This window comes from Pseudomonas sp. ESBL9 (assembly GCF_036668715.1).
GTDB lineage: Bacteria > Pseudomonadota > Gammaproteobacteria > Pseudomonadales > Pseudomonadaceae > Aquipseudomonas > Aquipseudomonas lundensis.
In genome coordinates this window covers 93,294-107,786 of sequence record NZ_JAZEVV010000009.1, presented here as the reverse complement: position 1 = coordinate 107,786, position 14,493 = coordinate 93,294, and the positions used below count along the sequence as shown (strand labels likewise).

General features: G+C 58.4%; 13 protein-coding genes. All 13 read right to left on the bottom strand.

The features are described from left to right. Positions 1 to 84: 84 nt before the first annotated feature. Positions 85 to 378, bottom strand: coding sequence for a flagellar protein FliT (locus tag V6F78_RS20535; protein WP_193076907.1), 294 nt, complete (start codon positions 376 to 378; stop codon positions 85 to 87). 25 nt (positions 379 to 403) lie between these two features. Next, positions 404 to 793 (bottom strand): flagellar export chaperone FliS, encoded by a 390-nt coding sequence (fliS, locus tag V6F78_RS20530; protein WP_047275965.1) that lies wholly within the window; start codon positions 791 to 793, stop codon positions 404 to 406. Between the two features lie 99 nt (positions 794 to 892). After that, positions 893 to 2,260, bottom strand: a complete 1,368-nt coding sequence (gene fliD / locus V6F78_RS20525) for a flagellar filament capping protein FliD (RefSeq protein WP_094990439.1) — start codon at positions 2,258 to 2,260, stop codon at positions 893 to 895. A gap of 80 nt (positions 2,261 to 2,340) precedes the next feature. Further along, positions 2,341 to 2,694, bottom strand: a complete 354-nt coding sequence (locus tag V6F78_RS20520; RefSeq protein ID WP_094990440.1) for a flagellar protein FlaG — start codon at positions 2,692 to 2,694, stop codon at positions 2,341 to 2,343. Positions 2,695 to 2,766: 72 nt separating this feature from the next. Then, positions 2,767 to 4,416: a flagellin N-terminal helical domain-containing protein gene (locus V6F78_RS20515; protein WP_094990441.1), complete on the bottom strand. Its 1,650-nt coding sequence runs from the start codon at positions 4,414 to 4,416 to the stop codon at positions 2,767 to 2,769. Between the two features lie 233 nt (positions 4,417 to 4,649). Next, positions 4,650 to 5,576, bottom strand: a complete 927-nt coding sequence (locus V6F78_RS20510; protein WP_094990442.1) for a ketoacyl-ACP synthase III — start codon at positions 5,574 to 5,576, stop codon at positions 4,650 to 4,652. Positions 5,577 to 5,941: 365 nt separating this feature from the next. Continuing rightward, positions 5,942 to 7,519 (bottom strand): flagellar hook-associated protein 3, encoded by a 1,578-nt coding sequence (locus V6F78_RS20505; RefSeq protein WP_095008402.1) that lies wholly within the window; start codon positions 7,517 to 7,519, stop codon positions 5,942 to 5,944. Positions 7,520 to 7,533: 14 nt separating this feature from the next. Next, positions 7,534 to 9,579 carry a flagellar hook-associated protein FlgK gene (flgK, locus tag V6F78_RS20500; RefSeq protein ID WP_169858963.1) on the bottom strand — a complete coding sequence of 682 codons (2,046 nt, stop codon included), beginning with the start codon at positions 9,577 to 9,579 and terminating at the stop codon, positions 7,534 to 7,536. A gap of 10 nt (positions 9,580 to 9,589) precedes the next feature. Beyond that, positions 9,590 to 10,858, bottom strand: a complete 1,269-nt coding sequence (flgJ, locus tag V6F78_RS20495) for a flagellar assembly peptidoglycan hydrolase FlgJ (protein ID WP_047294562.1) — start codon at positions 10,856 to 10,858, stop codon at positions 9,590 to 9,592. Positions 10,859 to 10,868: 10 nt separating this feature from the next. Continuing rightward, positions 10,869 to 11,978, bottom strand: coding sequence for a flagellar basal body P-ring protein FlgI (locus tag V6F78_RS20490; protein ID WP_048375754.1), 1,110 nt, complete (start codon positions 11,976 to 11,978; stop codon positions 10,869 to 10,871). 44 nt (positions 11,979 to 12,022) lie between these two features. Then, positions 12,023 to 12,718, bottom strand: a complete 696-nt coding sequence (gene flgH / locus V6F78_RS20485) for a flagellar basal body L-ring protein FlgH (protein ID WP_047275983.1) — start codon at positions 12,716 to 12,718, stop codon at positions 12,023 to 12,025. 49 nt (positions 12,719 to 12,767) lie between these two features. Beyond that, entirely contained in the window at positions 12,768 to 13,553 is a 786-nt protein-coding gene (gene flgG / locus V6F78_RS20480; RefSeq protein WP_047275985.1) for a flagellar basal-body rod protein FlgG, read from the bottom strand. A gap of 44 nt (positions 13,554 to 13,597) precedes the next feature. After that, complete coding sequence (locus tag V6F78_RS20475; protein WP_047275987.1) at positions 13,598 to 14,338, bottom strand: flagellar basal body rod protein FlgF; 741 nt, start codon at positions 14,336 to 14,338, stop codon at positions 13,598 to 13,600. Positions 14,339 to 14,493: the final 155 nt, after the last annotated feature.

Here is a 14,493-nt window from a genome sequence, read left to right as displayed (position 1 = left end):
AAAACAGCACTAGTTAAGTCAAAAAATTGTATGCAGTCAATTTTATGGCGCTACAAACACGCTTAACCACAAAATTTTTAGGTCTTAACCGAACAGATGGTAAACCTTTGAAGCATTTTTTGCTTGGTTGATCTGCGCCATCTGATCAACCACGAGCTGGCGCTCCCCCGTGGCAGCCTCCAGCAGCATGCGATACACCACTAACAGGCCCTCAAGATTCTCGCGCAAGACCGCTTCGTCCACCGGCTTTTCGGCCAGCACGCTCTCGACACAATCCCGACAAGCGGTATCCAGTTCGCCGATGGCTTCCCAGTTGCGCTCAGCCAAGGCATCGATCAGCGCATCACGGGTTTTTTGAATTCGTTGTAATTGACTCATGACGCACTCCTCGGGACCGGCAGGCTTATTCTGGCGCGATTGCATCCCAACCACTTTTGACAGTGATCAGCAGGCGGGCGACTTCGTCGATCAGTTCTGGCTCGTTTTTGGCATTGGCCAGGGTCAATTGCTTGGTCATGTACTCGTACAGACTGTCCAACTGACGCAGCGCTTCCTTGTCATCGGTATTTTCTTCACGCAGGCCCGCACGCAAGCCCGTGATGATGTCGATGGTCTTGGTGATCAGCAAAGCCTTCTGAGGAATATCCCCCCGAGCCATGGCACCTTTGGCTTGTGCCATACGCTCCAGAGCACCTTCCATCAGCATCTGAATCAACCGGTGCGGGCTGGCCTCGGAGATTTGAGCGTGGGAATTGACCTTCTGGTACTGACGAAGGGCGCGCATCGGGTTCATGTTTCTACCTCGTAACAGGTGACCGGCAAAAATAGGTGAACTTACTAACCTGTGTCGACCGGGCCGGCCAAAACTTTAACCGGCCCGGCCCACCCGGCTTTAATTCGACTTGGGATTATTCAGCGCGTTAAGTGTGGTCATGATGCTGGAGCTGCTGGCATTGAGCTGCGCTACCAGGGTGTCCATGGCGTTGTACTTGGCCGACAACGAGGTTTGCAGGCTATCGATGCGACGGTCCAGCTCGGCTTGCTGGGTGGTCAGGTCGGTCAGCTTGTTGTTCAGGTCGGTAGTGCGCTGGGACAAAGTCCCGGTTGTGCCGACATAGGGCGCAGTCATTTTGGTCATGCGCGAGATCAGACCCGCGTCGCCCGTGAACACTTTGGCAATGTTAGTGGCGCCATTAGGCAAGGCGACGGCCTTGTTCCATGCCTTGTCATCCAGACTCAACAAGCCCGTTTTAGAGTCTGTGCTGACGCCCATCTGGGCGAGCCCTATGGCCGCATTCGAACCGCTGCTGTTCAGCAACTCATTACGCAGGCCTGACACCAACTGACGCATGGATGCATCGCCTGTCAACGCCCCGGAAGTGGTGGTGGCCGAATCACCGGTGGCAGTCACCTTGGTTTGAGTATTAATGGACCCCATCAACGCGTTGTAAGCCGTGACAAATGCCTGCACAGAGGTTTTCAAGGTGTCCGTGTTGGCGCCTACCGAAATGGTCGACGCCGCATCACCACCGACCAAAAACTCCAGGGTTACCCCACTGATAGCCGAGTCCACCTTGTTGCTGGCAGACTCCATTTCCAGGCCATCAATCGAATAAGAGGCGTTTTTCGGCTCAACCAGCGTGGTGAAGCCCTCAGACAAAGAAGAATTACCACTCATGGTAATTTCAGTCCCTTTACCCATCGTCGACGAAGTCAGCACAAGCCGTGAGCCGCTGGCGTCATTCAACACGTTGGCACTGATGCCTTTGCTTTGAAGCTGCGTATTAATGGCTTCACGCACTTCTTTCATGGTCGCACCCGCGGGTACGTTCACGTCGTAGTCCACACCCGACTGCGAAATCGTCAGCGTGGTCGCCTCATCGCCGCTGTTAACGACTGCCGAATTCCCACCTGCAAATACCGGACTGCTGACTTTAGAGGCGGTTGCCAAGTTGTGCACGACCAAGTCGTACTTACCCGTAGACGCCGTGGCATCAATCGTCACCTTGGATTTCTTCTCATCCGAGGTGGTGCCTGCCAAGCCACTGAAGCTCGAGGCATCTTTGAGTTTATCGATGGCCGTGCGATAAGCATCAAGCGCGCCTTTCACCGTACCCAATGCTGAAAGCTGGATCGTGGTCGTGGTTTGCTGCTTGGTGATCTGCGCCTGTTTAGGTGCCTTTTCGGCAGCCACCAGAGCCTTGACGATGGATTGAGTATCAACCCCCGAACCGACGCCGCTTATCGTTGAACTGGCCATCTTTTATCTCCTTTTCGTTGGCTGCCGGTTTATTGGCTAACTGCGCCTTCTCGGCAGACAACAACAAAATTCATGCCACCTCAGGCATTTGTCTGAAATAACAAACTACCGGCATCGCTCAGGCTTTGAGCCAGCTTCAATGCGGTTTCTGAGGGGAGTTGACGTATCACTTCACCACTGTGCGTGGCGATTACCTTGACCACGACCACACCGGTGGAGTCATCAATCGAAAAATCCAGCTGTCGCTGGGTGGACTGCACGAACTCACGAATGTCGTTGACGGCCTTTTCCAGGTCTTCGCGCTTGGGCGCTGGCGCAGGGGTCACTGCGTCTTGAACCGTGGACGGGACGGCAGGAGCCGGAGTCGATGCCGTAGCAGCTTGTTGAGCAACAGTGGCGGTGTAAGCCGCGTTCAGCTTGACGCTCATGTCCATGTCATCACCTCAACACTGAAAAAACGAAAGGGCACGTAAACGCGCCCTTCCGTTATTGACCAAGCGCCGTGATTACTGAAGCAGTTTCAGTACGGAGGATGGCAATTGGTTAGCCTGAGACAGGATCGCAGTGGAAGCCTGTTGCAGGGTTTGCTGCTTGGTCAGCTCAGCGGTTTCAGCGGCGAAGTCGGCGTCTTCTACGCGGCCTTTGGCTGCAGCGGAGTTCTGCGCGATGCTTTGCAGGTTGGACACGGTGCTCGAGAAACGGTTTTGAACAGCACCCAGCTGCGAACGCTGGCTGTCGATCTGCTGCATGGCGCCGTCCAGAGCCTGGATCGCTTGCTGGGCCGAAGCTGCAGTCAGTACGCTCAGATCGGAAACGGTGGTTTCCAGAGTCACGGCTGCAGTTTTACCTGGATCCAGACCCAGAGCGCTCAGACCACCACCTGCGCTGCCGTCAGCGATCACGATATCTTTGTCAGCAAACAGAGCCAGGGTACCGTCAGAGTTCTTGCTGGCAGTGACGCCAGTGCTTGCGCTGTTGATCGAAGAAACGATCGCATCAGCGGTGTCACCTTTCTTGAACTTGACTTCAACGCCATTCAGGCTAATCGAAGTATCGGCCTGCAGCTTGGCCTGCGAAGTGCCAGGAGCCAGACCCAGAGCCGACAGAGCACCGCTGGTTTTATTGCTCAGCGCGACATCAGAACCATCTTTAGAAGTGATTTCGATACGGCCGTTATTCAGCTTGGCCGACGCGATACCTGCCATGCCTTGGATGCTGGCAACTACAGCGCTGACTTTTTCAGCACCCGTAAGAACGAGATCTTGACCGTTAACGGTGATGGTACCGGCAGGCACCAAGGAATCTTCAGCCTTGGTAGATGCCGCTGCAACGCCCAGGGCTGCGGCGCCAGCAGTGCCAGCTACAACCAAGTCAGCATTGGCAGATTTCAGGGTAATTTTGCCAGCCGTGTCTGCCGAAGCCGAAACGCCCGAGATACCCGCATCATTGATAGCTTTCGCCATATCAGCTGCCGTGGCGTCTTTAGCCAGCGCAACATCAGTCCCGTTGATTTTTACAGTAGTGTCAGCAGCAGGCGGTACAGCTGCAGCTGCGCCTGTAACAGAGGCATTGACTGCCGAACCAATTGAAGTCGCGCTCAGGCCAGTCATGGCCGCGCCATTGGTTTTGGCTTCGCTGTAAGTACCTTTCAGGCCAGTGGCGCTGATGTCGGTCATGCCGAACGAGATGGTCTGGTTAGCGTCAGCACCGATCTGGAAAGCCACGTTGTTGAACGAACCGTCCAGCAGGTTACGACCACCGAAGGTCGTGGTGTTGGCGGTACGGGTCAGCTCGCCCACTTTAGCGGTGAATTCTTGCTGCAGGGACACACGGTCAGCGTCGCTTTTATCACCGTTCGCCGCTTGCAGAGCCAGCTCACGCAGACGTTGCAGGGTGTTGGTGGACTCTTGCATCGCGCCCTCAGCGGTCTGAGCAATCGAGACGCCGTTGTTGGCGTTGGCGATGGCTACGTTCAGACCTTTAACCTGGTTGCCCAGACGGTTGGCGATTTGCATGCCGGCCGCGTCGTCTTTGGCGCTGTTGATTTTCAGGCCAGAAGACAGGCGGTTCATCGAAGTGCTGAGAGCGTCGGCAGCCTTGTTGAGGTTCTTCTGAACACCCAGCGACGTGATGTTGGTATTTACTGATAAAGCCATGACGAATTCCTCGTGGGTTGATTACTGCGGCTTCCGGCCCTGGCAACCGCCGGGTGTGGCCTAGAGAACCTTCGTAATAGTTATCGTCGTGAAAGCAGGTTGCTTGAGGGCTTTTTTGAAATTTTTTACTGGCCGGGTGCCATCCCTTGTATTTCAGGGGGTTAGCCGCCCGCAGAATGCAAAACGCCCATGGCTTTATCGGCCACGGGCGTTGGGGTACCGCGTAAAACGTCTCAGGGGCGATAGATGATCGCCGAGCCCCACGACAAGCCCACGCCGAAACCACTCAGCGCGACACGCTTCCAGGGGGTGTCCATGGCGTGTTTTTCCAACAGCAGCGGAATGCTCGACGACACGGTGTTACCGGTCTCGACCATGTCCTTGATGAACTTCTCGGGCTCACCTTCAAAACGCCGCGCCACGGCATCCACAATGGCCGCACTGCCCTGGTGGATGCAGAACGCGTCGATGTCTTGAGCCTTGAGGTCCGATTCATCGAGCAACTCGTGCAAGTGCGCCGGCACTTTGAGCAACGCGAAGTTGAACACCTGACGCCCATTCATGAAGAACACCCCATCGGTGACTTTCAGGTGCGGCGCGCCCGAACCGTCGGTGCCGAACTTGGCCTTGCCCAGCTGCCAGAGCGCGTCTTCGCCCATCCACGTGGCCGTGGCGGCGTCACCGAACAGCATGGTGGTGTTGCGGTCTTCAGGGTCGACGATTTTGGAGTACGGGTCGGCGGTGATCAGCAGGCCGTTTTTCAGGCCGGTGGCTTCCATGAAGCCCTTCATCGCGTAGAGGCCGTACACATAGCCTGAGCAGCCGAGGGAAATATCAAATGCCGCGACGTGGGTCGGCAGGCCGAGCTTGTCCTGCACGATGGCAGCGGTGTGGGGCAAGCCTTCTTCATCACCGTTTTGGGTGATGACGATCAGCGCGTCGATGGACTCGCGCTTGAGATGGGGGTTATTGGCGAACAGCGCATTGGCCGCTTCGACACACAGATCCGAGGTTTCCTGGTCAGCATCTTTGCGCGGCAGGAATGCCGAACCAATCTTGCCCAGAATAAATTCTTCGTCCTTGGAGAACTTCGCGCCCTGGGCATAGTTGTCTACGCCGTTTGCAGGCACGTAACTGGCGATGCTTTTAATGCCAATCATGGTGGCTTCCCAATACTGAATAGCTGGAGATCACCCGCTCTGGAATCGAGGGGCGTTAACAATAAAAGGGCTTCGCCGCGCAAGAAATGCAGCGAATGTGGATGCCTGAAAATACCCAAAACAGCCTGTGAAAGGCCCGGCATCCGCCCGTACGTTTCACACGATACAGTGAAGATGCGCGTTATGACTCATAGGTCACTCTATTTTGTGTGGTTTATACAAAACGTTTCAACGCGACGTTCAGATAAGCACGCGCACGCCGAGGCCGCCACAGGGGCCAGCCGTCAGGGGAAAGAGAGGATTTACAGCGCGCGGAGCGTGACAGACCACTCATTGAGTGGGCTGTCACGGTACACAAGGCGGGATCAGATCTTGTTGAACAGGCTCAACTGAGAGATTTTCACGAAGGCCAGCTGCGAGGCTTCGAGCATGGCTTTCTGGAACGCCAGATCGATGGATGCCCCTGCCATATCTGTGTTGCCAATGGCGGCGATGGTCGACTTGTTGGCCATGGCCATGCTGTCGTTTTCCGCCGTCTGGGTGTCTACCGCTTTCAACCGCGCACCGATGGAACCACGCGCTGTATCCACGCCTGCGCTGGCGTTCTTCAGGTTGCCGATGGCCGAGTTGATGGCATCACGCTGTTTCTGCTGCGCAAGCACATCGCCATCGCTTGGAGTCGCCAGTGCCTGGCGCAACTGGCTGATGGTGTCGAGCGCACTCTGGCTCTGGTGATTATTGGCGCTGACCACAAACTGATCACCTGCCGCGCGCGCACCGGTGAAATCGAAGGTCACGCCCATGGCCGTCAGCGAATCGCCTGTCATGGTGCCCTTGGCAATCGACTTGCTGTTGGCCGTCAACGGCTGCGCGTAAATCTCATATTCTGTGTCGCTGGTGAACTTGATCACCGCGCCGCTGGCCGGAAAGCTGTCGCCATAGACCTTGGCATCGTCCACCGTACTGCCGGTGATTTGTGCGGTCGAGGTATTGCCCGGTGAGCGCGAAGCATTGAACGAGTCAGGCTTGGCTTCCAGGGTGAAAATATGGCCCTTGACCGCATCGTCCTGATCCGCTGCCGCGATGTCCTTGAGGTTCAGGTTGATATCAAAATCCACCCCCCGCAGGCTGATGCTATGAGCGCCTTCCTTGGTGGCGTCAAACACGCCGTTGCCCGGCACCTCGGAGGTGATGTCGTTGCCCGAGCCGTCGCGCACCACGTATTGCGTGCTGCTAAGGAACTCCACTTGATAAGGCTGGCCCTGGGAAAAATCCTTGTTGAACACAGGACTTGAGGTGATCAGGCCACCCGACACCGAGACCGTGCCATCCACAGCCGTCGCGGGCTTGGTGGTGAGTTCAGCCTGCGTGCGACCGGTATTGATAGCACCATCAAAGATGCTTTTGGCAGTGTCACTGCCCGCGAGGGTCAGCGTGTCAGACACCTTCAGGTTCAACTGTGTGTCATCGCCCTGATAGGTGTAAGTGCCGTCATTGTTACGGGTATACGGCGGCGTATCGGTCTTGGAGCCGGAGAACATGTAGTTGCCCGATGCATCCTTGCTGTTGAGCAGGCTGAACACTTGCTCTTCAATGTTGCCCAATTCGTTGGCAATCGACAGCCGGTCAGCATCACTGACCACCCCGCCGCCCGCTTGCAGGGCCAGCTCACTGGCTTTTTGCAGGGCGTTGTTGATCGTGTCCAGCACCGATTCCTGATTGGCGAGCGACGATTTGATGCTGTTCATGTTGGTGGTGTATTGCGCCAGCATGTCTTGCTGCTGCTGCAATTGCAGCAAGCGCCCGGCCCCGACCGGATCATCGGCGGCGGTCTGGATGCGCACGCCGGAATCGATCTGTTCCTGGGTCTTGATTACCGAAGAATAGTTGCTCTGGTACTTGGAAGACGTGGTCTCGAAGAACTGGGCAGTAGAAATACGCATCGTCGATGACTCCCTTAAATACTGTTGATCAGCGTCGTGAAGGTATCTTGCGCGACCTTGATGATCTGCGACGATGCCGTGTAGTACTGCTGAAACTTGACCAGGTTGGACGCTTCTTCGTCCAGGTTGACCTGCGATACCGAGCTGCGGCTGGCAGCCGCGTAAGACAGCGCGGCATTGGTTGCCGTACCGTCAACCTGGGCCTGACTGGCCTTGCCGCCCACTTTGGACACCAGTTGGCTGTAGGACGTGCCCATGCTGACCCCACCCCCGCCGCCACTCACACCGACGGTCGGCTTGGTTTGCAGGTCGAGCAGTTTATTGGCGTTGGTGTTGTCAGCCTTGCCGTCCTTGTTGAACTTGATGTCAAAGCTGTCGCCCTTGCCCGGCGAGCCACTGATGGTGGTCTCGAAACCGACGGTTTTGGTCGAGCCGTCCGGGTTGGTCACCGGCAGACCGGCGGCGTCCAGCACCGGCACATTGATCGTGACCTTGTTGTCCTGACCCGGCACGATCGTGCCTTTGCCGATTTCTTCGCCTTTCTCGTTCAGCACGCGATAGCCCTGAACCCCGTTGACCGCTTCGTCAAACGCCAGTCGTACGGGCATCGCGCCTTCGATCTCGCTCTGCGCCAGCCCCAGGTCCGCGCCGCCGTAGATGTTCAGCGCCTGGGACAGGTCCAGACCACTGATCACGCCGGTTCCACTGTTGGAGCCACCCTTGCTCGCCACCAGCGGACCGGCCAGCGCCAACGTGCTGGAATCGGTCATTTGCACGCCCATGTTGGTCGCGCCACTGCGGGTCGGGCTGACTTTGAAGCTGTCGCCCTTGTCCAGGGCGCCGCCATTGAGCTTGAGGGTAAAGCCGTCAATTTCCGGCGCCGGTTTTTGATCCAGTTTGTAGGACCCCATGACCGTACCGTCGGAACGCTTCACCGTGTAGTCGTTGTTGCTGCTGAACGTCACCTGATAGTCGTAGGTGGTCAGCGCGCCGCTGTTGGTGATGGTGACATCCAGGTTGCCGGAACCTGCGCTGTTGCCGGTCGAGCCCAAGCTGCGCTCACTGATGGCTTTGGCACTGTTGATGTTGTTGAACAACGACGAGCCGAACTCGCCGTTGGCATCCAGGCCCTGCCCCAACTGTTGGTTGATCGCGTCGGCAACCACCAGCGCCGTGCGCCCCAACTCATTGATCGCAGGGGCCAGCACATCGTCACGGTAACGAATCAGGCCGCCGATCTTGCCGCCGCTGATCACCGAGGTGACGTCAGAGCTGGAAGACGCGTAGTTGATCTGAATCGTGTACTGGCTCTTGTCGGTTTTACCCGGCACAGCCGAAAGCGTGTTGGAGGTGTTGCCCAGCACCAGGGATTGACCGGTGCCGAGGGTGACGTCGTACACGTTGTCGTGCTCTTGCACCGTCACGCCGACCAGCTCGTTGAGCGAGCGCACGGCCTCATTGCGCGCATCCATCAGGTCGTTCGGGGTGTTGCCCCCGCTCGTCGCCTGGGCGATCTGCTTGTTCAGCGAAGCAATGGTCGCTGTGTGCTGGTTGACCATGGAGGTCAGGGTTTCCAGCTGGCTGTTCACGCCCTCGTTTTGCTGGTTGAGCTGGCTGGCAATGGAGTTGAACCGGTTGCTCAGGGTCTTGGCGTTGCCCAACAACAGGTCACGTGACGACGCATCACCCGGCGCCGCCGCAGCGCTTTGCAGCGAGGCGAAGAAGCTGCTGAGCGCGGCGGAAACGCCGGTGCTTTTATCCGACAGCAATTTGTCGATCGGGCCGATCTGGTCCAGATAGGCTTGGGCGTCGCCATTGAGCGACGTGGTGGTTTGCAACTGGGCGTCGAGGTAGGCGTTGTAGACGCGACGCACGTCCGCCAGCGTGGTGCCGGTGCCGATAAAGACTCCGCCCACTTGCTGCGAGCCCGCCGTGCCTTGCACGATTTGCTGGCGCGAATAGCCCGCCGCGTTAGCGTTGGCAATGTTGTTGCCGACCGTGGCCAATGCCCCTTGGCTGGCGTTCAGCCCCGACATCCCGATGTTGATCAAACTCGCCATGGTTCAAACCTTATAAATGCGCGAAGGAACCTGTTGAGGCATAGCTCTGGTAGGTCTTCATTTGTTTGGCTATCTGCGAAATCTTGCTGGCGTAATTCGGGTCGGTTGCGTAACCGGCCTTCTGCAGCTCGCGTACAAATTGTTCTGGTTTATCGGCAGCGCTCAGCACTTCTTTATAACGATTGTTGCTCTGCAACAACGTGACCAAGTCGTGGAAGCTGTCCTGGTAGGAGTCATAGGAACGGAAGGCCGCTGTTTCCTTGACCATCTGCCCGCCCTTGAACTCACTGGTGATGGCACGCGCCTGAGCGCCCTGCCAACTGCCGGTGGCCTTGATGCCGAACAGGTTGTGGCTGCTGGTGCCATCTTGTTGACGCATGACCGATTTGCCCCAGCCGGTTTCCAGTGCCGCTTGCGCCACCAGATACAGCGGATCGACGCCGATACGGTCGGCCGCTTGCTGGGCCATTGGCAACATGGTGGCCACGAACGCATCCGGCGATTCAAAGGCTTTTTTCGCGGGCGCCAAGGGCGGCTGGGCCATGGCACGGCCATACACCTGCATCCGGCCCTGGGCACCTGCGGCGCTGACCATCGGCTGGCGACTGCCTTTGAGCACGGCGTCCATCGACGCGCTGGTGCGATCCGGCACGGGGGCCGTATTGATCGTGGTGCGGGCCGGGTCAGCCGACGGCACAATGCCTGCCAGCAACCGGTCCGTCAGTTTGGTGGGCAAGGCCAGACGCCGCTGATTGAGCAGTGCCATGTCATTTTGATGGCCGCCCTGCCCCGCACCCGGTGCCAGCGCCACCCGCGCCGCCCACAACGGCCGCTGGCCATTGGAACGTACAAACGGGCTGTCGGCCGGGGTCACCGCTGCGGTTGGGGTGGCGACTTTGGCCTCAGGGGTCAGTGCGGTGGCCGCCGGGGTGTCGCCCGGCACCGCCGATTTGTTTTTCGACATCTGACGCATCAACACGTCAGCCAGGCCAATGCCGCCACCCTGTCGCGACAAGGTCACGGACAACTGCTGGTCGTACATTTCCTGATATTGCTTGGCCGCCGGGGTGTTGAGCGGATTGTCCTTGCCCAGCACTTCGTTGGCCGAGCGCATCGACTTGAGCATTTCATTCAGGAACAACGACTCGAATTCCTGCGCAACCTTGCGCATGTTGCCGTCGCTTTCGCGGTCGCCCACTTTCAAGTTGTTCAGACGGTTCAGGTCGGTGAACGCACCCGAATCACTGCCGCTGACTACGCCACTCTTACGCATATCCATGACGCAGGCCTCAGATCACAATCAGGTCGGCTTGCAGCGCGCCGGCCTGTTTAAGGGCTTCAAGGATCGCCATCAAGTCACCCGGCGCTGCCCCCACCTGATTCACTGCACGCACGATTTCATCCAGCGTGGTACCCGGACCGAATTTGAACATCGGCTTGGCTTCCTGCTGTGCATTGACCCGCGAACGCGGCACCACGGCCGTCTGGCCGTTGGACAGCGGGCCGGGCTGGCTGACAATCGGGTCTTCGGTGATGGTCACGGTCAAGCTGCCGTGGGTCACGGCCGCTGGCGATACCTTGACATTCTGGCCGATCACGATGGTGCCGGTACGCGAGTTGATGATGACCTTGGCCACCGCTTGGCCGGGGTCCACTTCCAGGTTTTCCAGAATCGACAGGTAGTCGACACGTTGGCTAGGGTCCAGGGGCGCGGTGACGCGAATCGAGCCGCCGTCGATGGCTTGCGCGACGCCAGGGCCGAGCAGGTCGTTAATTTTGTCCACCACGCGCTTGGCGGTGGTGAAGTCGGAACGGTTGAGGTTCAGCGTCAGGCTGTTGCCCTGGTTGAAACCGCTTGGCACGGCACGTTCAACCGAAGCACCGCCAGGAATCCGACCCGCAGAGGGCACGTTAACCGTGATTTTCGAACCGTCGCGACCTTCAGCGTCAAAGCCGCCCACCACCAGGTTGCCCTGGGCGATGGCATACACATTGCCGTCGATACCTTTCAGGGGGGTCAGCAACAGGGTGCCGCCGCGCAGGCTTTTGGAGTTACCGATGGAGGAAACGGTGATATCAACCTGCTGCCCCGGCTTGGCAAACGCTGGCAAGTCGGCACTGATCGACACCGCTGCGACGTTTTTCAACTGCACGTTGCCCGACCCCGGCGGCACTTTGATGCCGAATTGCGAGAGCATGTTATTAAACGTTTGCAGGGTGAACGGCGTTTGCGTGGTCTGGTCGCCCGTACCATTAAGCCCGACCACCAGGCCGTAACCGATCAATTGGTTGGACCGCACGCCAGAAATGCTGGCGATGTCCTTCAACCGCTCGGCGTGGGCGCCAAGGGCTGTGGACAGTAGCAATGCGGCTGCCAGCAGATGCTTGAGGTTGAACATGGTTCGGGCCATCACTTGAATAAAAACACTGATAAAAGGTCCGCTTAGAACGGGAACAGCGGGCTCAGGAAGAAACGATCAAACCAGCCCGGCTGACTCGCATCGGCAAACGAGCCGGTGCCCGAATACGTGATGCGCGCATCGGCCACACGGGTCGACGACACGGTGTTGTCCGTGGCGATGTCATCGGCCCGCACCAGACCGGCAATACGCACCAGCTCGTCCCCGGTGTTGAGGGTCATCCATTTCTCGCCGCGCACGGCAATGATGCCGTTGGGCAGTACGTCAGCCACAGTCACCGTGATCGAACCGGTCAGGCTGTTGCCCTGCCCGGCCTTGCTGTCGCCCTTGCTCGCCCGGCTGCCGCTGTACCCGGCGTTCAGGCTCAGGTCACCGCTGCCCAGCGGGTTATTGGTGGTCAGGCCACTGCCGAACAACGAGCTCAGGCCGATGCTGGTGTTGCTGTTCTTGCCGATCTGCGAGTTGGCGTTTTTGCTCGCCTGGGTCTTCTCGTTCAGGGTGATGGTGATGATGTCACCCACCCGGTACGCCTTGCGGTCGCTGTACAGGTTTTGCTCAAAGCCCGCCTGGTAGATCGAGCCGTTATTGGCCGCCGCCGGTAGCGGCGTGCGCGGCAACACTGGCGCATAGTACGGGTCGTTGGCCCGTGGTGGCGGGCTGACGCACCCGGCCAGCAAAGTGATACCGCCCAATGCCAGAACAGAAAACAAGCGTTTCATGACCTCTCCCGCGCGTGCAGGCGACCTTCAGGCCGCCTTGTCTACGTGATTACAGATTTTGCGTAACGAACGACAACATTTGGTCGGCGGTGGAGATGACTTTGGAGTTCATCTCGTAGGCACGCTGGGTGGTGATCATGTTGACCATTTCTTCCACGGTGCTGACGTTGGAGGTCTCAAGCATGCTTTGCATGGTCAGACCAAAACCGTTCAGGCCCGGCGTACCGATCTGCGGCGCGCCGCTGGAAGCGGTTTCCAGGAACAAGTTGCCGCCCTGTGCCTGCAAACCGGCCGGGTTGATGAAGTCAGCGGTTTGCAGGTTGCCGATCACTTGCGCGGCCGGGTTGCCGGCGATAGTCACCGACACGGTGCCGTCCTGGCCGACCGTGAAGGTCTGCGCATCAGGCGGCACCACAATCGCCGGCTCCAGCGCGAAACCGTTGGCTGTCACGATCTGGCCGTTGGAGTCGAGGTGGAAAGTACCGTCACGGGTGTAGGACGTAGTGCCGTCAGGCTGCATGATCTGGAAAAAACCACGGCCATTGATGGCCAGGTCGAGCGGCTGCTCGGTGGTTTGCAGGCTACCGGCCTGAAAGTTCTTCTGGGTGCCCACGATGCGCACACCGGTACCCACTTGCAGGCCCGAAGGCAGCTCGCTGTCCTGGGTCGATTGCGCGCCGGGCTGGCGTTTGATCTGGTAAAGCAAGTCCTGGAACTCGGCACGATCACGCTTGAAGCCCGTGGTCGATACGTTGGCCAAGTTGTTGGAAATGGTGGTCAGGTTGGTGTCTTGTGCAGCCAAACCCGTTTTAGCAACCCAGAGTGCCGGAAGCATGCAGTTCTCCTCGCGCGCCGGTTTTTCGGCGCCGCGTTAAATAATTAGCTGATGGACAGGACGCGCGTCATGGCCTGATCGTCTTCTTTGGCGGTGTTCATCATCTTGATGTGCAGCTCGAACTGCTTGGCCAGGGCCAGCACCGAGGTCATTTCATCCACCGCGTTTACGTTGCTGGCTTCCAGGAAGCCCGAGACCACGCGCACGTTGGCATCGGCCACCGCTGGCTGGCCGTCTTTGGTGTGGATCAAACCGTCGAGGCCCTTGGTCATGTTTTTCAGGTCGGGCTGCACCATCTTGATCCGGTCGACTTCAGCCATCACCCGCGGGCCTTCGCCCATGGCGCGGATGCTGATGGTGCCGTCTTCACCGACTTCAATCTGTTGCTGCGGCGGCACGGCAATCGGCCCGCCATTGCCCATGATCGGCATGCCGTTGCCTGCTCGCAGAATGCCCAGGGCATCGACGTTCATGCTCGCCGTGCGCACGTAGGCTTCGCTGCCGTCAGGCGCCTGCACGGCCAGCCAGCCATTGCCCTGCACGGCCACGTCCAGGTCGCGACCGGTTTCAACCAGTGCGCCGGGGGTGAAATCCGTGGCCGGGCGTTCCGACAGTGCAAAGGCACGCGCCGGAAAGCTGTCACCGAACACCGGCATCGAACGCGCCTGTTCCAGGTCGCGCTGAAAACCGTTGGTTGAGATGTTCGCCAGATTGTTGGCATGCGCCTTCTGCGCCAGTGCGTTCTGGCTGGCGCCGGTCATTGCCACATAAAGGTACTTGTCCACAGTCTTTCCTCTGCCTGACGGACGCTTGCCGCCCACCGCTGTACTGCAGAGCACTAAGCAATTTGCGCACCAACTTTTTTTTGACGGCGAAAAAGCCCGGTTTGACGGGGCCTGACGGTAAAAGGCAGGAAAGTGAAGACGACGATAAGACGTAA

What these genes read in the sequence shown, in the direction of transcription:
- V6F78_RS20535 (WP_193076907.1), bottom strand. Translation starts at nt 378, where the DNA reads ATGAGTCAATTACAACGAATTCAAAAAACCCGTGATGCGCTGATCGAT.
- fliS (WP_047275965.1), bottom strand. Translation starts at nt 793, where the DNA reads ATGAACCCGATGCGCGCCCTTCGTCAGTACCAGAAGGTCAATTCCCAC.
- fliD (WP_094990439.1), bottom strand. Translation starts at nt 2,260, where the DNA reads ATGGCCAGTTCAACGATAAGCGGCGTCGGTTCGGGGGTTGATACTCAA.
- V6F78_RS20520 (WP_094990440.1), bottom strand. Translation starts at nt 2,694, where the DNA reads ATGGACATGAGCGTCAAGCTGAACGCGGCTTACACCGCCACTGTTGCT.
- V6F78_RS20515 (WP_094990441.1), bottom strand. Translation starts at nt 4,416, where the DNA reads ATGGCTTTATCAGTAAATACCAACATCACGTCGCTGGGTGTTCAGAAG.
- V6F78_RS20510 (WP_094990442.1), bottom strand. Translation starts at nt 5,576, where the DNA reads ATGATTGGCATTAAAAGCATCGCCAGTTACGTGCCTGCAAACGGCGTA.
- V6F78_RS20505 (WP_095008402.1), bottom strand. Translation starts at nt 7,519, where the DNA reads ATGCGTATTTCTACTGCCCAGTTCTTCGAGACCACGTCTTCCAAGTAC.
- flgK (WP_169858963.1), bottom strand. Translation starts at nt 9,579, where the DNA reads ATGGCGAGTTTGATCAACATCGGGATGTCGGGGCTGAACGCCAGCCAA.
- flgJ (WP_047294562.1), bottom strand. Translation starts at nt 10,858, where the DNA reads ATGGATATGCGTAAGAGTGGCGTAGTCAGCGGCAGTGATTCGGGTGCG.
- V6F78_RS20490 (WP_048375754.1), bottom strand. Translation starts at nt 11,978, where the DNA reads ATGTTCAACCTCAAGCATCTGCTGGCAGCCGCATTGCTACTGTCCACA.
- flgH (WP_047275983.1), bottom strand. Translation starts at nt 12,718, where the DNA reads ATGAAACGCTTGTTTTCTGTTCTGGCATTGGGCGGTATCACTTTGCTG.
- flgG (WP_047275985.1), bottom strand. Translation starts at nt 13,553, where the DNA reads ATGCTTCCGGCACTCTGGGTTGCTAAAACGGGTTTGGCTGCACAAGAC.